The following is an 18,615-nucleotide window of genomic DNA, read 5'->3' on the forward strand; positions in this document are numbered from 1 at the left end:
GGATTTCACGGGATGCGGGGTCCTGAGCCAGGATAGGACCACAGTGCCGTGCGGAGCAGGGCGAGGGGGATTCATGGGCTCCGGGCTGAGTGATACCGACCTGGCGGTGCTGGGCGCAAGGCCGCTCACGCCGGACGACCCGGTCAGAGTCGGGCGGTACCGGCTGGCCGCGCTGCTCGGCGCGGGCGGCATGGGGCGGGTGTACCTGGGATGGGCGGGCGGCCGGTTCGTGGCCGTGAAGGTGGTACGCCCCGAGTTGGCGGGCAACGAGCAGTTCCGGCGCCGGTTCGCCCGCGAGCTCGCGACGCTCAGCCGGCTCGACGCCGAGTTCACCGCGGCCCTCGTGGACGCGGAGCCCGACTCGAACCGGCCCTGGCTGGCGACGGAGTACGTGCCGGGGGTGCCGCTCGAGGACGCGGTCCAGACGGACGGCCCCCTGCCGGTGACGGCGGCGTGGCGCCTGGCGGCCGGGGTGGCCACCGCGCTGGGGGCGATCCACGGGGCGGGCGTCGTCCACCGTGACCTGAAGCCGTCGAACGTGATCCTGGACCTCGACGGTCCCAAAGTGATCGACTTCGGTGTGGCCTACGCGGCCGATCTCAGCCAGTTGACGGTCACCGGGCAGCATGTCGGTACGCCCTGCTACATGGCGCCGGAACAGGCGCGGACGGGAGTTCTGGGTCCACCGGCGGACGTCTTTGCGCTCGGCGGACTTCTGACCTTCGCCGTGACGGGCAAGCCGCCCTTCGGTGAGGGTACGACCACCGAAGTCCTGTTCCGGGTCGTGCACGAGCCTCCCGATCTGACCGAGCTGGCAGACGTCGACCGGGAGTTGCACGCGCTGGTCGCACGCTGCCTGGAGAAGGACCCCGAACAGCGGCCCGACGCCGCCGCCGTGGTCGCTGCGGTAGGGGCCGCGCGTGCCGCCGCTCCGTGGCCGCAGCCCCTGCTGGCCCGGATCGAACCGCGCCGGGCGCTCACTTCACAAGTGCCGGTGGACGAACCGGAGTCACCGGGCGGCGGGCTCACTGATGCCGACGACGCGGCCGGGCTGCCCCGCAAGGCGCCTGACAGCGCTGTACGGCCGTCGCACCGCCGGCGCACGATCCTGGCGGCCGCGGCCGCAGTGACTCTGCTGTCCTCGGCCGCCGTCGCGGCCGGTGAGCTCTCCCGGCACAACGGAACCGCCGCGAGCCCCAATGCCTCCGCGCGCAACTCCGGCGTGACCCCGGCAGTGAGCTCGCCATCCACCGGCGTGCGTTCCAGCGCGCCCGCCGCCGGCGGCAACGCGTCGGGAGCCACGAGCGGCCACCCGGCGAATCCTGCCGGCGGCGCGACCGGTGCACCGCCGTCCGGCGCGAACGGCGGCCAGAGCGACACCCACGCACCGGCCGACGCCACCACACCACCCGGGCAGAGTCCCGACTCCACCCCGACGCACACTCAACCAAAAGTCGCCTGGATCCCCGGGTCCGTCGCCTCCTCCAACGGCTGCACGGCGTGGATGAACTACCGCCCGAGCGACGCCGGTGGATTCACCCAGGCCTTGCTGGAGTCCTGGGGCAACGACTGCAAAATGAACTACTTCCGCGGCCCCGAGTCGAGCAGCCAGAAATTCACCGACCCACGTGAGCAGCAGGGCGCGGGCACCCTCAACACCGACTTCTACTGGGACGGCCCCGGTGTCTACACCTGGGTCTGCGTATGGCGGGTCGGCGAGTACAAGCAGAACAGCTGCGGCGGCAAGTACTACGTGCAGGGTGGCACCTACCACACGGCGTGAGCGCCGGCCCCGAGTTATCTTCCTCGCGGTCCTGCATGAGGGCCGCTGGCCTCCGGGCCCGGCATGGGAGCAATGCTCGAGATGTCTGTGGATCGAGCTCGGGAAGCATACGACGGGAGTACCTTCCCGAGTGATCGATTGATGGTCATCCAGGAGGCCGACGTTCGCAGTGTCGCAGCACCGGTCGGGAAGGGTGAAGTAGGCCGCCGACGAGGTGCCCGAGGCTCGGGTCCATTTCCGACGGCCCCTTCCCGAACCGGGCCGCACCCGGCTCTACAGTGTCGTGTTCCGCGTTTGCTGCCCTGTCGGCTGTCCGTTGTGGATGGCGTGGTGGCAGCGGCGGCAGACGATCAGGGTCTTGCGACGGCGGCTGGCCATGCACTCCGCCCATTCGGGCTTGGGAGCCCCCCGTAATCACGTACGGTCGATGCGCCCCAACCCCACTCGCATCGAGGGACAGGGGAGGACTCCAGGCGCCCATCGATTGAGTATGTCGCCAACGACATATAGAGTTGTACAGGTGGAGTCCCTGTACGCGGTCGAGATCGAACCTGAGGTCCGGGCCTGGCTGGAATCTCTGCCGGCCAAGCACTTCCTCAAGGTCGACGAGTACGTCGGACTGCTTGCCGAGTACGCGGCAACCCTCGGGGAGCCATACGCCCGCCACCTCGGCGACGGCGTGCGTGAACTGCGCCCGACGCTCGACGGAGCGGCGATGCGCATCATGTACTGGCTGACCCCCAACCGCACAGCGGTACTGCTGACGGTGTTCCGCAAGACGAAGATGCGCGAGGACGCCGAAGTCCAACGGGCCAAGCACGCACAAAAGACTTGCGAGGCCGAACACGGCCCCGCCCACGAAGAGTTCGTTCGGATCATCGAGGAAGGAGAGGTGTGATCATGAGCCACAGCCGATGGAAGACACTACGCGAACGCAAGCTCGCCGAAGGGTTCGCCGAACCGGACGACGTCGCCGAGGCCCGCCAGGAAATCCGCCTGTCCATGGCACTCGCCCAAGCCGTCTACACCCGGCGCACCGAACTCGGACTGACCCAGGCCGAACTCGCTACCCGCGCCGGCCTCACCCAGGCGAAGATCTCCCGCATCGAAGGCTCCGACACCGTGCCCACGCTCCCGCTGCTCTCCAAACTCGCCCGCGCACTGAACGCTTCCCTCAATATCGCCCTCGACGACGGCGACACCCAGGTCACCTTCACCGCCCACAAGACCGACGCCGCCTAAACACACGGGCGTCCGTCCACCGGTGGCCACCACGGCGCGGGTCGCAGGCCTTGATCTGCTGACCGCACCTCTGGCATCGGGCGGAACTAAATACGCGCTGGGAGCGGACGACTGCCCGCAGCGGGGTTGTCGGAGGCCTACAACCCCGGTCCCCCGGCTCCTTGTCGCCTGCGGTGCCCGTCTCGGTGGCCAGCCGGTGGCCGGACGCCTTCGGACAGTGCATCACCGGGTAGCACGGGTCAACCTGCTGCACATGCTCTGATCAGCCACAACGTCACTGCGCAGCACAGGGCGGCACCACGCAGCACCTTCGCTCACGGTCTCGTAATGCGTAGGTCTCGGGTTCGAATCCCGAAGGCGGCTCAAGAAACCACAGTTCAGAGGCCTAAAGCCCCTTCATGGAGATCATGGAGGGGCTTTTTTGTGCCTCGATGGGAACATCCTGGGAACGACGAGCGCCCGTTAAGTCTTATATGTATATATTTTCGATTCTCGGAGATGGTTTCGAGCAGATGGGCCAGGGCCTGTCCGGTCGGCGGGGAGTGACACCGGACAGGCCCTGGCGTATTCGGGCGCGGCTGGGCGCGCGGGGGAGGTCGGCTGGGGTGATTCCGTCGCCGTCCGGCTGTCAGTCCAGATGCAGCAGGACCGTGGTGTCCGGGGGCAGTAGCCCGGCCTTGGTCAGCGGTCCTGAGACGAGGAGGGGGCTCCAGGCGTTGGGGAGTGCTATCGGCTGGTCGGAGAGGTTGACCGCGCACAGCAGGCCGTTGCCGCGTTCGAAGAGGAGCGTGCCGGCCGGGCTGTCCAGCCAACGGAATTCCTCGCCCCGCAGGTGGGGGTTGGTGCGGCGCAGGCGTAGGGCGGAGCGGTAGAGCTGGAGCATGGAGGTGCGGTCGGCCTGGTTGGCTTCGGCGGTGTATGACTTCCAGTCGGCGGGCTGGGGGAGCCAGGGGGCGGCTCTGGTCGGGCTGAAGCCGAAGGGTGGGGTGTCGCCGGTCCAGGGGAGGGGGACGCGGCAGCCGTCGCGGCCTCGGATGGTGTGGCCGGAGCGTTCCCAGGTGGGGTCCTGGAGGGCTGATTCGGGGAGGTCTTCGACCTCGTAGAGGCCCAACTCCTCACCCTGGTAGATGTATGCGCCGCCTGGCAGCGCCAGCATCAGCAAGGCCGCTGCTCGGGCTCGGCGGGTGCCGAGGGCCAGGTCGGTGGGGTGGCCCTGGTCGCGCATCGGGGTCGTGACGCCGGTGTGGGCGCGGCCGTAGCGGGTGACGTGGCGGGTCTCGTCGTGGTTGGAGAGGACCCAGGTGGCAGGGGCGCCGACGCTCGCCAGATCGGTGATCGTGCGGTCGATCACCTCCCTCAACTCGTCTGCCTCCAGGGCGCACTTGAGGAAGTCGAAGTTGAAGGCGGTGTGGAGTTCGTCGGGGCGGAGGTAGGCGGGCAGGCGGCCGGGGCGGACGTGAGCCTCGGCGACGAAGACGCGGGGGTCGGGGTAGCTGTCGGCGATGGCGCGCCAGCTGCGGAAGATGTCGTGGACGCCGGCGCGGTCCCAGTGCGGGTGGTTCGGCCGGTCCTCTCCGGCGATGACGGAGAACTCGGGCAGGCCGAGGTCGGGGAGGGCCTGGTCCTTGACCATGCCGTGGGCGACGTCGATGCGGAATCCGTCGACGCCCAGGTCGAACCAGAAGCGCAGGATCGACTCGAACTCGGCCCGGACCTCGCCGTTGTCCCAGTTGAGGTCGGGCTGTTCGGGGGCGAAGAGGTGGAGGTACCACTGGCCGTCGGGCGTGCGGGTCCAGGTGGGGCCGCCGAAGGCCGCGTGCCAGTCGTTGGGCGGCTCGCTGCCGTCCTCGCCTTTGCCGTCGCGGAAGATGAAACGGGCTCGTTCCGGGGAGCCGGGCGCTGTCGTCAACGCCCCCTGGAACCAGGCGTGTTGGTCGGAGACATGGTTGGGGACGATGTCCAGGATCACCCGCAGGCCCAGCTCGTGGGCCTCTGTGATCAGCCTTCGGGCCTCGTCGAGGGTGCCGTAGGTGGGGTGGATGGCGCGGAAGTCGGAGACGTCGTAGCCGCCGTCGGCCAGCGGGGACGGGTACCAGGGGTTGATCCAGATCGCGTCGACGCCGATGTGGGCCAGGTAGTGCAGGCGGGAGCGGAGGCCGGTGATGTCGCCGGTTCCGTCGCCGTCGCCGTCGGCGAAGCTGCGTATGTACACCTGGTAGATGACCGCGGAGCGCCACCAGGAGTCGTTCGAGGGGGTCGGGTTGGGCATGTGGCTCGGTCCTGTCGGGAGGGGGTGTCCGTATCGCTTCGGGTTTCGCGCCCGGCTACCCCTTCGTCGCGCCTGCCGTGCCGCCGCGGACGAAGTGGCGCTGGAAGGCGAAGAAGACCAGGGCCACGGGGATGGTCATGAGGAGGGTCGCCGCGAGCTTGATCGGGTACTGGTTGCCGAGGCCGAGCTGGCCGGAGACGAGCGAGGCGACTCCGGTGGTCAGGGTGTTCAGGTCCGGGCTCTGGCGGGACACGATGAAGTGGGGGAGTTCGTTCCACGATCCCTGGAACGACAGGATGGTCAGGGTGATGAGGGCCGGCCGGGCCATCGGCAGCACGACGGACCAGAAGATCCGGAAGGTGCTCGCGCCGTCGATCCGGGCTGCTTCCTCGACGCTGACGGGGATCGACTCGAAGAACTGCTTCATGATGAACACCCCGGCGGCGTTGGCCAGGAGCGGGACGATCATGCCCGAGTAGGAGTCGTACATCCCCAGTTGGTTCAGGACGAGGAACTTCGGGATGAGCAGGACGACGCCGGGCACGGCCATGACCGCGATGACGGCGGCGAACAGTGTGCCCCGGCCGGGGAAGCGCAGCCGGGCCAGTGCGTATCCGGCGAGGGAGTCGAAGAAGACGCGGCCCGCGGTGACGAAGAGCGAGACGACGACGGAGTTCGCGAACCAGCGTGGGTAGTCCGCGTCGGCGAGCCGGCTGAAGGCCGCTGTCGTGAAGTGCTGCGGCCACAGCGACAGCGGGTGGCTGGTGGCGTCGGCGTCGGTCTTGAAGCTCGTCGCGAGCTGGATGAGGAAGGGGTAGATGTAGAGCAGCGCGATGGCGACGAGGGCGGTGTAGCCGAGCACGCGGGTGAGACGGCTGCCATGGCGTGTGCGGCTGTCTGCGCGGTGGGTTGTGCCCGCGTCGGCTGCGTCGGCGTTCTTGTGGTGTGTGCTCATCGCGTGCCTCTGTTGTGGACGTCGGCTGGACTGGCTGCGGGGTAGGTCATCAGGCCGCCCCCGTCGTCGGGCCGGACCCGGAGCGGGCCGCTTTCGCCGCGCGCCGTGTGGCGGCCTTGGCCTTGGCTTCGTCCTTGTCGCGCAGGACGAACCGCTGCAGGAGCGTCATCGCGACGATGATCGCGAAGAGGATGAAGGCGATGGCGCTGCCCTGTCCCCACTCGTTGTTGATGAACGAGGACTGGTACGACAGGAACGCGGGCGTCATCGTCGTCTTCGCCGGTCCGCCCCGGGTCATGACGTAGATCTGGTCGAAGACCTGCCAGGTGCCGATGAGTCCGAGGGTCAGGACGAGGAAGAGGGTCGGCTTGAGCATGGGCAGGGTGACATGGCGGAACCGCTGCCAACGTCCGGTGCCGTCGATCTCGGCGGCCTCCTCGACTTCGAGGGGGATGTCCTGCAGCGCGGCGAGGAACATGAGCATGAACGTGCCCGCCGTCGTCCACACCACCAGCACGATGATCGCGCACATGGCCACGCTGGGGCCGGAGATCCAGTCCCACAGGGACAGTCCGCCGATGGTGGTGTCGGCGAGTGCGGACGGGGGCGCGTCGTTGTTGATCCCGAAGGCGCCGAGGGCGAGATGGATGACGCCGCGTGGATCGGCGAACCAGGCCGGCCCGTCGACACCGACCTTCGCCAGCAGGGAGTTGACCACTCCGCTGGAGGAGAAGATGAACAGGAAGACGACGGAGATCGCAACCGAGCTCGTCACCGACGGGAAGTAGTACGCGGTGCGGAAGAACCCCTTGCCCTTCAGCCGTCTCCCGTTGACCAGGAGCGCCAGGCCCAGCGCGAGCGCGGTCTGCAGCGGGACGACGAAGAGCACGTAGTAGCCGTTGTTGCGCAGGCTCGTCATGAAGTCGCTCTGCGTCAGGCCGGACTTGGTGAGAAGCGGCGAGTAGTTCTGTGCGCCGACGAAGTGCACGCCTGACGAGAAGGGGCTGCCCTGGCCGTTCCAGTCGGACAGGCTCACCCAGAGCGCCATGAGGATCGGCACGACCAGGAAGAGTCCGAGCACGACGAGGACGGGTGAGACGAACAGCCAGCCGGCGAGACCTTCCCGGTCTCGGATACCGCCGCGGGGAGCTCTGTTACGGCGGCCACGGCCTCCACCAGCCTTGGCAGCGGCTGCCGTTGGGGCCGGTGCCGGGCCGCTGCCCGGGCCCTGTGCGGGCCCGGGATTCGGTTCACTCATCGCAGGTTCACTCTCGTTCCGTTCGTGTCCGGGCTCTCCGCGAGATCCGGGTTACTGGCCTACGACTGCCTGCGCGTTCTTCTGGAGTCGCGCGCCTCAACGGGCGCATCGGCTGGAAACGGTTGTCGTCGAGCGGCGTCACGAATAAGTTCAGCTATAATAACTCCATCTATATGTTGGAGCTGGTGCTGTGGACAAGCCCGCCGAGATGTTCGACCGTGTCTTCGAATGGGCCGAGCTGACCCGGTTCGCCACCTTGCCTGGCCCGCGGGCCACACTGGGCGTGGTCTCCGGTCGCCGCCGACAGGGCAAGACCTTCCTGCTCGACGCTGTCACTCGTGCCAGTGGCGGCTTCATGTTCACCGCGACCGAGACCACCGAGGCCGACGCCCTGCGTCAGTTCGGTGAGGCGCTGGCCCATTATCGCGGGCAGCCCACCCCGTTCCGTTTCGCGCACTGGGACGAGGCGGTCACGGAACTCATGCGCATTGCCGACTCGGGCGGCCCCACCGTGGCGGTCATCGACGAGTTCCCCTTCCTCGCCAAGGCGTCTCCCTCCCTCCCCTCGATCATCCAGCGCGCTCTGGACCCTGCGGCCCAGCACACCAACACTCCTGTGCGTCTGTTGTTGTGCGGTTCCGCGCTGTCGTTCATGGGCCGGTTGCTGTCCGGCAATGCTCCGCTGCGTGGCCGGGCCGGCCTCGAACTCGTGGTCCCGACCCTGGACTTCCAGCTTGCGGCCGAGTTCTGGCAGATCGACGACCCGCGCACCGCGCTGCTGACCAATGCCATCGTCGGGGGTACGCCCGCCTACCGTCGTGAGTTCACCCAGGGGGACACCCCTGCCGGGCCGGACGACTTCGACGACTGGGTCGTCCGCGCCGTGCTCAACCCGGCGCGTCCGCTCTTCCGGGAGGCCCGCTACCTCCTCGCCGAGGAGCCCGAACTGCATGACACCGCGCTGTATCAATCGGTACTGGCGGCCATCGCCGCCGGCAACGCCGCTCGTGGTGGCATCGCCGACTACCTGGGGCGCAAGTCCACCGATCTTGCCCACCCGCTGAGTGTTCTCCAGGACGTCGGCATGATCACCCATGAAGCGGATGCGTTTCGCCGTAACCGCTCCGCTTACCGCATCGCCGAGCCGCTCGTCACCTTCTACCACGCGGTCATGCGCCCGGCCTGGGGCGATCTGGAACGCCCCGGGCGGGCCTCCGACGTATGGCGCCGTGCCCAGTCCACCTTCCGCAGTAAAGTCGTCGGCCCGCACTTCGAGCAGGTCTGTAGGGAATGGGCCCGCTGGCACGCTGCGCCCGACACTCACGGAGGGCATGTCACGCGGGTCGCCAGCGGTGCCGTCAACGACCCCGCGGCCAGGACCAGCCACGAAGTCGACGTCGCCGTCCACGGTGAGTCCCACGAGGGCCGCCAGGTGCTGCTCGCCATCGGAGAAGCGAAGTGGAGCGACGTGATGGGAGCCGGCCACCTGGAACGTCTCCGGCACATCCGTTCCCTCCTGACCAGACGCGGCACGGCCACCGAGGCGACACGGCTGTTCTGCTTCAGCGGCACCGGCTTCACCGATGAACTGCACCACCTCGCGAAGGACGACCGCACGATCCAACTCATCGACCTGCCTCGCCTTTACCACGGCGAGTGACTGCTGATCAGCAGCGCTGGGGAGCGGGTTGCCGCGCCGGTTGACGTACCCGCATGATGAGTTCGGGCTCTCCGGAGAGGAGGTCGCGGGCTCCTACGATCATCCGCGACCCGTCGCCGGACGGTCAGGCTGAACGCGGGCGGCCACTACGACATGTCGGCGACGTGCCTGCGGCGGCGGTGTTCCTGCGGGGAGGACGGTGTCACTGACCGGCAGGCGCCGACACGTGCAGCAGCCGTTCGGTGATCTCCCGGTACTGCCTCAGCGCGAGTCGTAGTTCCTCGGTCTGCGCGTGGGTGTCCTGCCAGCCTGCGCGCAGGATGCGGCGCCGTTCCGTGAGGGTGTCGGTGAACCGGGCAGCGACATCGTCGAGGACGGCGTCGGCCTCCTCCACCGCTTCGCGCGGGCTGTCGACGAAGCTGGTCAGGGCCTGTTGGAGGCGCAGGGTGAGCTTGTCCCGTTCGTCCTGCGAGACCAGGTCCTGGCCCGCCCCCCGATCGGGGCTGTCGGCGCCGGCGCCGGGCTCACGCGGTGCGTGATCGGGTTCGGTGCGAGGTGCCTGCGGGGCGCTTTGCGTCGCGGGATCATCCGGGCCCCCGGTCCGGGGTTGCCGTGCGTGTTCGGCGTTGAGCGACATCAGGTGCTGCTTCCCTTCGCATGGCGGCGGGTCAGTGGCCACGGTGCGTGGCCTTGGTCGTCGGGGGTCGGCCGGTCCGGGTCGGCCGGCTGTTCGGTGACCAGCGCCTCGAAGAGGCTTCGGGCTTCGACCATGGCCTCCCGCATTTCCTCGGTGCCGCTCTGGCCGCGGGCTGCGGTGTGCATGCTGCGGTAGCCCTGGACGTAGTGGGCGTGGTGGACGGACAGGGCGGCGATCTGGTCCTCGAACTGCTCGCCGTCGGGGAAGCCGCGATCCCTTGCCAGGCCTGCCAGAAGCGCGTCCGCCTCGGTGACGGCCTGTTGTGGTGACGCGACGAACTGCTCCTGGGCGGCGGCCCATTGAGTCACGTAGCACTCGCGGGCGTCGGGTGACAAGGGCCGCTCGGTGAGGGACCCGTGCCGTTCCACGCGCCTGTCGAGTTCCTGCTCGGCGGCCTTGGTGTCGCCGTCGTGGCGGGCGACGGTGCGGGCGTACTCGGGGCCGAAGCGCCGCTTCAGCCCGCGTCGGCCACTGCCCAGTACCCGTCCACGTCCGAAGTAGAGGAGGGTGGCCAGACCGATGACTATCACAGCGGTGATCACGACGGTGAACATGGCCGCCTTCTCTGACTCTCGTTGTGCACGTTGGTCAGCTTCATTGCCGTCAATTCCTGTCGGCTCATGGGGTGTTGAGGCCTGCCGGGTGGTGTCCGCACGACGTGGGAACCGCCTCGGGCGTCCTTTGTCAGCGCCTGAAAGCGTCCTTGGCCTTGTCTCCGGCCTGCTTCAGGTTTCCGGAGACCTGGTCGGTCCTGCCGCGCCGCTGCAGTCGCCTGTTGCGGGTGGTTCGGCCGATGCGTTCGGTGATCCGGCCCTTCCATGCCTGTGTCCTGTGCCTGATGGTTCGTCCGACGGTCATGGCCGCCTCCTGTTTGTCCGGTGGGTGGGTTCCCCCGTGTGATCGCCGTACAGGCCGCTTGTTCCTGCGGGCAGGATCGAGCTCCGGAACGGACTACCTGCGGCTGTAGCGGCGGCCGCCACTGCGCCCCCGCATGGCGAAGCCGACGATCCAGAGGACCAGGAGGACGGCGGCGACCCACCACAGGATCTGCATCGTGAAGCCGAACCCGAAGACCACCAGGATCAGCAGAAGGAGAAGAATCCAGATCATTGCCGGGCCTCCAGATCGCGGGGATTTCCTGAATTCCGCGGGGTCCGGGCGAAGCGGGAAGGTGGAATGCTGCGCCCCGATGGTCCGGAGTGGCATGGCCCTACGCCGTGCTGCCAGTCAACGCCCGGCAACCTCCCCTGTCAACGCAGCATCGACACTGACGAGTTCTGGGAGCTGTGCAGGGGCGGACGGGGTGAACGGAGCCTCGGCGGGTGCTTCGGCCGGCTCGGCCGGCGGTGCCGGCAGGATGTGGTCCTCCCACCAGGACAGGGCCAGCACGGTGGCGAGCAGGACGAAGGGGGTCGAAGCGGGAACGATCAGCGCGTACATGGGTACCGCCTGGCATGGATGCGTGCGACGCGGCGGGCAGCAGATCGGTGCCCGCTCGGGGCGCATCGGGCACGCCGGGATCGCGTGACGACGGGCATCTACGGGAGCAGCCTCGCCCGTGACGTGGCGGGTTCCGGCACCGATGCGCTGGGTGCGCCCTCTGCGGAGCGCGTGGGCGGTGCGACGCTGCCGGGGGCAGGGGCGGCAAGGCGCACGCTAGTCCTCGCAGCCGTTCCCCGACAGGTGTCAAGCAGCCATCCATGCCTGCAGAACGCGCCGACGTCGCACGGTATCCGCAGCCTTTGGGCAGGACTAGGCTGTGGGGTGAGGCCCCAGTCCCCGGTATCGATGCTGTGTCCCGCTCCCGGGGAGGCCCACCGTGTTCGTCCTGCTCCTCATCCTCGTCGCGGTCCTGTTCGGCTTCGGCTTCCTTCACCCCATCTGGTGGGTGGCCGCGGCGGTGCTGGTCTACGGCGCAACCCGGCACGGCCGTGATCGCGGCGGAGGCCGCAGCAGTGGCGGCGGTTCCGATCTCGGGGACCACCGGAGCCCCCAGGACTACCGGGACTATCAGGAGCGCCGGGATCGTCAGGACCGCTGGGACCGCCGCTACAGCCGCCAGAACCGGGCGCGCTGGCGGCGCGAGGACCGTCGGGACCACGAACACCCCAGGTGACCGTGGAGTGGACCGGCAGCCGTGCCTACCGGCCCGGCTTCGGCAGGGCCGGACACGTCGAACTCGTCAAGAGGAACATGCCATGCAACGCACAACCCTGCTCCAAGAGGACTGGTGGAAGCTGCGGGCCGAGGCCACGTGGGGGAACGCATCGGCGGGAGAGGATCTCGTCGCACTGCGCGCCGAGAACGATCAGCTGCGGCGGGCGCTGGCCGGCCGTGCGGTCGTCGACCAGGCCTCCGGCATGATGATGGTCCTGACCCCCTGCAGCCGCGGGACGGCCAGGGGCCTCCTGGTCGACATCTCACGGCAGTGCCACACCACACTTCCGGAGGTGGCCGCAGCCATGGTCGACGTCTGGGAGGGCAAGCCGATGACGCGGCCGATGCAGTGGGCGCTGCGGCATGCGCTGCGGCGGCTTTACGCGGAAGACCGAGGGTGCGACTCACCCCCGGCCGATGAACCGTCCAGCACCCCCGGCCGATGACCCGTCCAGGTAGGGAGAGGCCATGATCCACGCAGCCGATGTCCGGGAATGGCGCAACCGCGATGTCGTCGACAGCGAAGGCCACAAGGTCGGTGTCCTGGAGGCGGTCTATGTGGACACCACCACCGACGAGCCGGCCATGGCCTCGGTACGGACCGGACTTCCGACCCGGCACCGCCTGGTCTTCGTTCCTCTCGAGGACGCGATCGCCGGGCCCGGCTACGTCAAGGTCGGCTATGTCAGAACCCTGGTGAAGCAGGCCCCTTCGATCGGCACAGACGACGTGCTTCCCGCCGAGCAGGAGGAAGCCATCTTCAAGCACTATGGACTGCCGTACCAGCCCGGTGCGGCCGGCGAACGGCAACTGGCGCGCCGCTGACCACCTACGGACGGCACGACTGCCGTGTCCGCCGCAGCCGGGATCTGCGGTGGCAGCCGCCCGCTTCGACCCGTACGGGGCCTCGGCGTCTCCTCCTTCGCCCCAGCCCGCCGGCGCCGCCTGTGGAGCGGTGTCCCAAGCGGGGGCGGCGAGGTTTCAACTCCGCTGGCAGGGCTAGTCGTCGGACATCTCCAGACGCTACGGCGGAAGCCCCGCGGGGACGATCATCTCCATCATCGCGGACATCGCGGTACTGATTCTGATCCTGTGGATCGCTCTCTACCTGTTCGACGCCAACACCGCCAACACCACGGTCTCCTGGGTCCACGACGCGGCGAACTGGCTCTCGGGCTGGTCGCACAATCTGTTCACCATCCACTCGGACAACTGGCGCACCGCGGTCAACTACGGTCTGCCCGCTGTCGTCTACCTGCTGATCGGTCACGCGGTGGCCGGACGGGTCAACCGGACCTAGCCCTCTTCCGCCGTCCCCGCAACAGCGTCAGGCCACCAGTCGGGGGAGGGGCTCCAAGCTGTCGATGAAGGCGCGGGCGCGTTCGGACAGACGGCGGTTGCGGGGGCGAGTTCGCCCTTGGCCGTTCGAGCAGTACGGGGCTGTTCAGCGCGGTCCGCAGTTGTTCGCACGCGGCCGCGAAACGCTCCCGGATCTCCATCAAGGGCGCGTCAGTCCCACCGTGAGCGGCACAGGTCCGGCCCTCACGCGGTGGCCGCGAGGTGTCGCCCGGCCTGGTCCTTGACGCCCGCCGTCTGGCAGATGGTCACGGCGCCGACGGTTGTCGGGCTCCGCAACTATCAAGGGACACCGATGGGGAATCGCAGAGAAGAAGAACGGGCGCCCAAGCGCAAGGTACTCGACCTGACTGCGGTGCAGGTGGTGGCGAGCGCACTCGCGACTGTGGTGGGTGCGGTGCTGGCGTCCCTGCTGGGGGTGACCGGAACGCTCATCGGGGCCGCCGTGGTCAGTACCAGCGCGACCACCGGCGCGGCGGTCTTCTCGCATGCTTTCCGACGGACAGGCGAGGGGATCCGTAGCCGGGTGCCGCCCGTGGGAGTGCCGAGGACGCCGGGCGAGGAGCGGGCGGAACACCGCGCGGACGCCCGGGCGGCGTTCGGGTCACCGGCCCACGCCGAGCCTGTTGCAGCCAGGCCGCCCTTCGGAACCGGTGGCCCGGATCGCGAGCACGGCGGGACGACAGCGGGCTCCGCGTCTTCCGGAGGAGAGTCGGTCACCACCTATCGTGGTGGCTCCGTCCGGAGATCCATCGGATGGAGGAAATACGCCTTGGCGACGGGCCTGGTGTTCGCCCTGGCGATGATCACGGTCACCGCGGTGGAGGTGATCATGGTTAAACCGGTGGCGGCCGCGGTCAGGAACGAGCCGGGCAGGGGAACCTCGGTGGGCGGTGGCTCGGCCGGTACCCCGGGTCCCGGCGACAGCCGGACGCCCACCTCGGGTGCGTCCAGCGGCACGGCGCCGCAGACGGCCGGCTCCGCCTTGCCGGACGCGAGCGCGGCGCCGGACACCATTTCTGGTCCGGGCGCCAGCTCCAGCCCCAGCCCGAGCGGTTCGGCGTCGTCCGCATCGTCCAGCGGCGCTGCGGCGAGCAGTTCCGACGCCACCGCTGATTGAGCAGTGACGAGCCGGTCCAGACCTCGGCGGGCGGCGTCGTCGGGGGCGGAGCGCGTAGGACCCGGTCCGAGACGCGCCGTCCTGGTCAGCTGTTCCATGAAGAACACTCATGCATGAGCGCTGCGCCGCATGGCCGTCCGGTGCGGGAGGGTTGTCCGGGGATCGTCGGTGGAGGGCGGCACGGTGGTGGAACCAGTGCTGTTCGTCGCGGGGGCGCACGACGGTCGGACGGCGTCTTCGCCGCACCTTGTCGCCTGTGTTGTCCCGGCCGTGGCGGGCGGTGCGGCGTGCGCCGGGTCAGGATCGGGCTCAGCCCCGGCAGAGCCGCCGGGATCCCCCGGTCACGCGGTCGGCGGCCCCGGTACCGCTGGTGGACGGCTCGACTCCGTAGGCCGTCCCGGCCTTCGCACGAGTGACGGTCGCACCTTGATGTGCCCCGGGTCTGATGGAGTCGGGTTGCTGAGAACGGCAGTCCGGCAGCAGCCGGAGACTGCCTCGGGCAGCCATGCCCGCGTCTGCCCGGGCGAGGCCCTAATGCACCCGGGCCTCGCCGGTCTCATGCGTGTCCTCGTCCGGCAGGTGGACGTCGTTGACCGCGATGTTCACCTCGACGACTTCCAGGCCCGTCATCCGCTCCACCGCCGCGATCACGTTCTCACGGACCTCTGCGGCGAGGTCGGTGATGCTCACCCCGTACTCGACGACGACCTGGAGGTCGATGGCGGTCTGCTTCTCACCGACCTCGACCTTGACGCCGCGCCCCGCGCTCGGATGCCCGCCCGGGACCCGGTCGCGCATGGCTCCCATGGTGCGGGTGAATCCGCCGCCCAGCGCGTGGATTCCGGGGACCTCCCGTGCGGCGATGCCGGCGATCTTCTCCACCACCCCGTCGGCGATGGTGGTCCGGCCGCGGGTCTCCGGCGGTTCCTGGGGCCCGGGATGTGCGGCGTGCAGTGTCGTGCCCAGGCCGGTGCGGGGCTCATCGGAGCCGGGCCTGGGAAGGGTCGAACCGTTCGGCTCCGTCATGCGAAGCCACCTCCTCGGGTGGTGCACGGACTGCCGTGCCCGGGCGGCCGTCGGCCGCCGCCTGCCGTGCGGCTCGCCGAGTACCGCGCTGCGCCACGTCCATGCCCGCGTACGGCATCACATCGCGGCCACGGTCCAGGCCCTGGGAACAGGCGGGTTACCGGCCGCCCACCGGACCGCGCCGAGGACTATGCTGCTGGTACGGACGTCCCAGACCCCGGCGGCTTGTCGTTGCTCGACACAGATGGCGCGCGGAGCGGACTGGTAGTCCGTCACCCGGCGGCATCCCTGGAGGGAACCGGGTGGTCCGCTGTCCTGGCGCACAGGTGGTCGGACCGGCCTTCGCTCCGACTCCGCCGAACGTACGCCCCCACCGGGAGCGCGCCGTACAAGCCGGGTATCCGGCGTCACCGCGCCCGCTGCCGGATGGTCCCCAGAACCGAGGCGTCATGTCCCTCCCGCAGCTCACCGTGTACCGCCATGACCGGAGGAAACGGGCACTGATCACCCTGGCCGGTGAGATCGACCTGGAATCGGCGCCACTGGTGCGCGCCGCGCTGGAACGGTGTCTGTACGACGACATGCACACCATCGACGTCGACCTCACCCCCGTCACCTTCTGCGACTGCAGCGGACTCAACGCCTTCCTGTACGCCGTGCAGCAGACCACCCTGGCGGGCGGGACCCTGCGACTGCACCACCCGCCGCCGATGCTCGCCCTTGTCATCGGCCTCGCCGGCTGCGGGTTCCTGCTCCTCGGCACTCCGTTCGGCTCCCTGCCACCTCCTCGCGGGGACACCGCGGCCATGCCCGCTCCGGCCCCGCCACACCGGTCTGTCCCGCTGGCGCCTGTTCTCTCGGGCGATGTGCGATGACGGCCGGAGTCGGGAGGGGACAGTCACGGAAGCCGGGGGACGGCGAGCCGTCCGCCGTGGCTCCAGTGCGGCTGCGTCTGCTGAACCGGTGGATGGTGGAGGACATGCTTGAGGACCTGGCGGGACTGTATGCGGAGGCCCGTGCGACGGCGCCGGGCGAGGCGTACCGCCGTCCCGGCCGCCGGAACTTCCTGAACCGTCTCACCACGGACATGCGCCGGCCGGGATTCGCCATGGTGGTCGGCGAGACGGACGGACTGATGGGATGCGCCTTCGGGTTCCCGGCACGCGGCGACGGCTCGTGGTGGTTCGGTCCCGACGGAGTACTGCCGCGCAGCATCGATCAACTACCGCTGCCCGACCGGGTCTTCGCGTTCGGTGACATCCTGATCCGGCCGCAACCCCGGGACCGGGAACTCGCCCGGCGTGTGCAGGAGCGGCTGCTGACCGACCATCAGGCGTCACTTGGCGCCACCCTGGTGGACCGGGCCGATCGCGCAACCTCCGCTGCGTTCCGCTCCTGGGGGTGGCTGGATGTCGGAGAGCTTCGCGGGCCGGCCGGTCCCACCAGGTTCCGCGCGCTGGTGCTTCCCGTCGGGGAACGTACCACGGCGAGGCTGGAGGGCCTTGCCGCGATGCCTGGAGGCGGTGGCCCGGGTGGTCCCTGAGAGGCGGTCGGCCCGCATTCGGATGCTGGTGGCCGAGCAGGCGGCCCGGCGCGGTGCCCGGGTCGGCGTGGTGGACGTGTGCACCGCGGCCGTGGCCGCGCTGCCGGTCGGCGGGGCCGGGCTGTCGGCGATGTCCAAGGCTGCGCCGAGCCACCCGCTGTGCAGCACCGACGACATCAGCGAGCAACTGGAAGAGCTCCAGCTCACGCTGGGCGAGGGGCCCTGTGTGGACGCCTTCCTGCACGGCTCGGCCGTCCTGACACCCGATCTGCTCACCCGTGACCTGCAGGACCGTTGGATGGTGTTCGCCGAGGCGGCCCTGGAAGCCGGGGCACGCGCGGTGTTCGCGCTCCCGCTGCAGATGGGGGCGATCAGCCCGGGAGTGCTGGACCTGTATGCCGATGTTCCGGTCCGGTTGGACGCGGAGGAACTGGCGGACGCGTTGGCGTTCGCCGATCTCGCGACATGGGTACTGCTCGACGCGCGAGTCGACGAGACGGGCGGGCCGCGCGATGGTCCCGTCGAGGACCTGGGCGCATACCGGGCGGAGATCGACCAGGCCAGCGGGATGCTCACGGCCCAGCTCGGAGTCGGCATCGAGGAAGCCTTCGTAAGGCTCCGCGCCTACGCCTATGCACACGGACGCCGGCTCGCCGACGTGGCCGCGGACGTGGTGGCCCGGCAGCTTCGTTTCCCACCGGACGCGGAGCCGGGTCAGGCCGAGGAGAAAACCTGACGCAGCGGTGCCGGCCGAGGAACGTGCTGTACTTCCCGCCCCGTCGGGCCGGGAAAAGGCTCAATTGAGGGTGCCCACGATGAATGAACAGCTTCTGGCCAAGACCTTCGTCGAGCTGGCCGACAACCTGGTCGCCGACTTCGACCTCATCGACTTCCTGCGCCTGCTGACCGACCGCTGCGTCGGTATGCTCGACGCGAGCGCCGCCGGGGTGCTGCTCGCCGACCGGGACGGCAAACTCCGCGTCATGGCCGCCTCCGACGAACAGGTGCGTGTTCTGGAGCTGTTCCAGCTCCAGAACGACCAAGGCCCCTGCCTCGAGTGCTTCCGCACCGGCGCACCGGTGATCATCCCCGACCTGACCCGGGAGGTCGACCGCTGGCCGCGTTTCGTCACGGCGGCCCACCGCAGCGGGTTCGGGGCCGTCCAGGCCTTGCCCATGCGCCTGCGGGACGAGACCGTCGGCGCCCTGAACCTCTTCCGCGCAGCCCCCGGCCCCTTCGACCCACCGGCCACACTCATCGCCCAGGCCCTGGCCGACGTCGCCACCATCAGCCTGCTGCAACAACGCACCGCCCAGCGCAGCACGGTGCTCAACGAACAACTGCAGACGGCGCTGAACAGCCGGGTACTGATCGAACAGGCCAAGGGGAAGCTCGCCGAACGCCAGGGCATCGACATGGAGCAGGCGTTCAGCGCGCTGCGCGGCTACGCCCGCTCCCACAACCGGCGCTTGTCCGACGTGGCCCGCGCCTTCATCGCCGACTCCGAACCCCTTGCCGGTCTGGGGTTCTGACCCACGCCCTGGCGGGG

22 protein-coding genes and 1 pseudogene are annotated in these 18,615 nt (G+C 69.3%); 12 read left to right on the forward strand and 11 right to left on the reverse strand.

Annotated features, from left to right (window positions below; all coding sequences use genetic code 11):
* The first annotated feature begins 73 nt into the window (after positions 1–73).
* Positions 74–1,783 carry a serine/threonine protein kinase gene (locus LJ657_RS17255; protein ID WP_232649493.1) on the forward strand — a complete coding sequence of 570 codons (1,710 nt, stop codon included), beginning with the start codon at positions 74–76 and terminating at the stop codon, positions 1,781–1,783.
* 273 nt (positions 1,784–2,056) lie between these two features.
* Here LJ657_RS17255 and LJ657_RS48955 read toward each other — a convergent pair.
* A pseudogene (locus LJ657_RS48955) lies at positions 2,057–2,176 on the reverse strand (HNH endonuclease); the annotation flags it as partial.
* 127 nt (positions 2,177–2,303) lie between these two features.
* Between LJ657_RS48955 and LJ657_RS17260 the strand changes: the two are divergent.
* Complete coding sequence (locus LJ657_RS17260; protein ID WP_232649494.1) at positions 2,304–2,681, forward strand: type II toxin-antitoxin system RelE/ParE family toxin; 378 nt, start codon at positions 2,304–2,306, stop codon at positions 2,679–2,681.
* A 2-nt stretch (positions 2,682–2,683) separates the two neighbouring features.
* A complete protein-coding gene (locus LJ657_RS17265) occupies positions 2,684–3,025 on the forward strand; it encodes a helix-turn-helix domain-containing protein (protein ID WP_232649495.1) in 342 nt (113 codons plus the stop codon).
* A gap of 628 nt (positions 3,026–3,653) precedes the next feature.
* On the opposite strand, the gene LJ657_RS17270 is transcribed toward LJ657_RS17265, so the two are convergent.
* Genes LJ657_RS17270 through LJ657_RS17280 form a run of 3 tightly spaced genes read right to left on the reverse strand, consistent with a single transcriptional unit; the run spans position 3,654 to position 7,330 of the window.
* Positions 3,654–5,294 (reverse strand): glycoside hydrolase family 13 protein, encoded by a 1,641-nt coding sequence (locus LJ657_RS17270; RefSeq protein WP_232649496.1) that lies wholly within the window; start codon positions 5,292–5,294, stop codon positions 3,654–3,656.
* Between the two features lie 55 nt (positions 5,295–5,349).
* Positions 5,350–6,249: a carbohydrate ABC transporter permease gene (locus LJ657_RS17275; protein ID WP_232649497.1), complete on the reverse strand. Its 900-nt coding sequence runs from the start codon at positions 6,247–6,249 to the stop codon at positions 5,350–5,352.
* A 49-nt stretch (positions 6,250–6,298) separates the two neighbouring features.
* On the reverse strand, positions 6,299–7,330 hold the full coding sequence (locus LJ657_RS17280; RefSeq protein ID WP_232649498.1) for a carbohydrate ABC transporter permease: 1,032 nt from the start codon (positions 7,328–7,330) through the stop codon (positions 6,299–6,301).
* Between the two features lie 385 nt (positions 7,331–7,715).
* Between LJ657_RS17280 and LJ657_RS17285 the strand changes: the two genes are divergently transcribed.
* Positions 7,716–9,167, forward strand: a complete 1,452-nt coding sequence (locus LJ657_RS17285; RefSeq protein ID WP_232649561.1) for an AAA family ATPase — start codon at positions 7,716–7,718, stop codon at positions 9,165–9,167.
* A gap of 202 nt (positions 9,168–9,369) precedes the next feature.
* Here the strand turns inward: LJ657_RS17285 and LJ657_RS17290 are convergent, their stop codons facing one another.
* From LJ657_RS17290 to LJ657_RS17310, 5 genes are all read right to left on the reverse strand, one after another.
* Complete coding sequence (locus LJ657_RS17290) at positions 9,370–9,804, reverse strand: hypothetical protein (RefSeq protein ID WP_232649499.1); 435 nt, start codon at positions 9,802–9,804, stop codon at positions 9,370–9,372.
* Positions 9,804–10,418 carry a hypothetical protein gene (locus LJ657_RS17295; protein ID WP_232649500.1) on the reverse strand — a complete coding sequence of 205 codons (615 nt, stop codon included), beginning with the start codon at positions 10,416–10,418 and terminating at the stop codon, positions 9,804–9,806. The genes LJ657_RS17290 and LJ657_RS17295 overlap by 1 nt, the downstream gene beginning before the upstream one ends.
* Before the next feature lie 130 nt (positions 10,419–10,548).
* Positions 10,549–10,722 (reverse strand): CsbD family protein, encoded by a 174-nt coding sequence (locus LJ657_RS17300; RefSeq protein ID WP_232649501.1) that lies wholly within the window; start codon positions 10,720–10,722, stop codon positions 10,549–10,551.
* Between the two features lie 93 nt (positions 10,723–10,815).
* Positions 10,816–10,974 carry a hydrophobic protein gene (locus LJ657_RS17305; RefSeq protein WP_232649502.1) on the reverse strand — a complete coding sequence of 53 codons (159 nt, stop codon included), beginning with the start codon at positions 10,972–10,974 and terminating at the stop codon, positions 10,816–10,818.
* 117 nt (positions 10,975–11,091) lie between these two features.
* Entirely contained in the window at positions 11,092–11,304 is a 213-nt protein-coding gene (locus LJ657_RS17310; protein ID WP_232649503.1) for a hypothetical protein, read from the reverse strand.
* Between the two features lie 379 nt (positions 11,305–11,683).
* Here LJ657_RS17310 and LJ657_RS17315 point away from each other — a divergent pair, with 379 nt between their 5' ends.
* From LJ657_RS17315 to LJ657_RS17330, 4 genes are all read left to right on the forward strand, one after another.
* Positions 11,684–11,980 (forward strand): hypothetical protein, encoded by a 297-nt coding sequence (locus tag LJ657_RS17315; protein WP_232649504.1) that lies wholly within the window; start codon positions 11,684–11,686, stop codon positions 11,978–11,980.
* 82 nt (positions 11,981–12,062) lie between these two features.
* Positions 12,063–12,467: an ANTAR domain-containing protein gene (locus LJ657_RS17320; protein WP_232649505.1), complete on the forward strand. Its 405-nt coding sequence runs from the start codon at positions 12,063–12,065 to the stop codon at positions 12,465–12,467.
* Between the two features lie 22 nt (positions 12,468–12,489).
* Positions 12,490–12,846, forward strand: coding sequence for a PRC-barrel domain-containing protein (locus tag LJ657_RS17325; RefSeq protein ID WP_232649506.1), 357 nt, complete (start codon positions 12,490–12,492; stop codon positions 12,844–12,846).
* Positions 12,847–13,033: 187 nt separating this feature from the next.
* A complete protein-coding gene (locus tag LJ657_RS17330; RefSeq protein WP_232649562.1) occupies positions 13,034–13,321 on the forward strand; it encodes a hypothetical protein in 288 nt (95 codons plus the stop codon).
* Positions 13,322–14,100: 779 nt separating this feature from the next.
* Here the strand turns inward: LJ657_RS17330 and LJ657_RS17335 are convergent.
* Positions 14,101–14,595: a hypothetical protein gene (locus tag LJ657_RS17335; protein WP_232649507.1), complete on the reverse strand. Its 495-nt coding sequence runs from the start codon at positions 14,593–14,595 to the stop codon at positions 14,101–14,103.
* A gap of 433 nt (positions 14,596–15,028) precedes the next feature.
* Positions 15,029–15,523 carry an Asp23/Gls24 family envelope stress response protein gene (locus LJ657_RS17340; RefSeq protein ID WP_232649508.1) on the reverse strand — a complete coding sequence of 165 codons (495 nt, stop codon included), beginning with the start codon at positions 15,521–15,523 and terminating at the stop codon, positions 15,029–15,031.
* 449 nt (positions 15,524–15,972) lie between these two features.
* Between LJ657_RS17340 and LJ657_RS17345 the strand changes: the two genes are divergently transcribed.
* The 4 genes from LJ657_RS17345 (at position 15,973) to LJ657_RS17360 (ending at position 18,598) form a co-directional block, all read left to right on the forward strand.
* Complete coding sequence (locus LJ657_RS17345; protein ID WP_232649509.1) at positions 15,973–16,398, forward strand: STAS domain-containing protein; 426 nt, start codon at positions 15,973–15,975, stop codon at positions 16,396–16,398.
* A gap of 104 nt (positions 16,399–16,502) precedes the next feature.
* Entirely contained in the window at positions 16,503–17,066 is a 564-nt protein-coding gene (locus LJ657_RS17350; protein ID WP_232649510.1) for a hypothetical protein, read from the forward strand.
* Positions 17,056–17,802, forward strand: coding sequence for an ANTAR domain-containing protein (locus tag LJ657_RS17355; RefSeq protein ID WP_232649511.1), 747 nt, complete (start codon positions 17,056–17,058; stop codon positions 17,800–17,802). Before LJ657_RS17350 ends, LJ657_RS17355 begins: the two co-directional genes overlap by 11 nt.
* 79 nt (positions 17,803–17,881) lie before the next feature.
* Positions 17,882–18,598: a GAF and ANTAR domain-containing protein gene (locus LJ657_RS17360; protein WP_232649512.1), complete on the forward strand. Its 717-nt coding sequence runs from the start codon at positions 17,882–17,884 to the stop codon at positions 18,596–18,598.
* Positions 18,599–18,615 lie beyond the last annotated feature (17 nt).

Source organism: Streptomyces guryensis (assembly GCF_021261325.1).
Lineage (GTDB): Bacteria > Actinomycetota > Actinomycetes > Streptomycetales > Streptomycetaceae > Streptomyces > Streptomyces guryensis.

Bases quoted from the DNA above. Each gene is read 5' to 3' on its own strand.
- LJ657_RS17300 (WP_232649501.1), bottom strand. From the start codon at position 10,722: ATGACCGTCGGACGAACCATCAGGCACAGGACACAGGCATGGAAGGGC.
- LJ657_RS17305 (WP_232649502.1), bottom strand. From the start codon at position 10,974: ATGATCTGGATTCTTCTCCTTCTGCTGATCCTGGTGGTCTTCGGGTTC.
- LJ657_RS17325 (WP_232649506.1), top strand. From the start codon at position 12,490: ATGATCCACGCAGCCGATGTCCGGGAATGGCGCAACCGCGATGTCGTC.
- LJ657_RS17335 (WP_232649507.1), bottom strand. From the start codon at position 14,595: ATGGAACAGCTGACCAGGACGGCGCGTCTCGGACCGGGTCCTACGCGC.
- LJ657_RS17360 (WP_232649512.1), top strand. From the start codon at position 17,882: ATGAATGAACAGCTTCTGGCCAAGACCTTCGTCGAGCTGGCCGACAAC.
- LJ657_RS17320 (WP_232649505.1), top strand. From the start codon at position 12,063: ATGCAACGCACAACCCTGCTCCAAGAGGACTGGTGGAAGCTGCGGGCC.
- LJ657_RS17290 (WP_232649499.1), bottom strand. From the start codon at position 9,804: ATGTCGCTCAACGCCGAACACGCACGGCAACCCCGGACCGGGGGCCCG.
- LJ657_RS17340 (WP_232649508.1), bottom strand. From the start codon at position 15,523: ATGACGGAGCCGAACGGTTCGACCCTTCCCAGGCCCGGCTCCGATGAG.
- LJ657_RS17350 (WP_232649510.1), top strand. From the start codon at position 16,503: ATGCTTGAGGACCTGGCGGGACTGTATGCGGAGGCCCGTGCGACGGCG.
- LJ657_RS17255 (WP_232649493.1), top strand. From the start codon at position 74: ATGGGCTCCGGGCTGAGTGATACCGACCTGGCGGTGCTGGGCGCAAGG.
- LJ657_RS17285 (WP_232649561.1), top strand. From the start codon at position 7,716: ATGTTCGACCGTGTCTTCGAATGGGCCGAGCTGACCCGGTTCGCCACC.
- LJ657_RS17310 (WP_232649503.1), bottom strand. From the start codon at position 11,304: ATGTACGCGCTGATCGTTCCCGCTTCGACCCCCTTCGTCCTGCTCGCC.
- LJ657_RS17345 (WP_232649509.1), top strand. From the start codon at position 15,973: ATGTCCCTCCCGCAGCTCACCGTGTACCGCCATGACCGGAGGAAACGG.
- LJ657_RS17295 (WP_232649500.1), bottom strand. From the start codon at position 10,418: ATGTTCACCGTCGTGATCACCGCTGTGATAGTCATCGGTCTGGCCACC.
- LJ657_RS17275 (WP_232649497.1), bottom strand. From the start codon at position 6,249: ATGAGCACACACCACAAGAACGCCGACGCAGCCGACGCGGGCACAACC.
- LJ657_RS17270 (WP_232649496.1), bottom strand. From the start codon at position 5,294: ATGCCCAACCCGACCCCCTCGAACGACTCCTGGTGGCGCTCCGCGGTC.
- LJ657_RS17265 (WP_232649495.1), top strand. From the start codon at position 2,684: ATGAGCCACAGCCGATGGAAGACACTACGCGAACGCAAGCTCGCCGAA.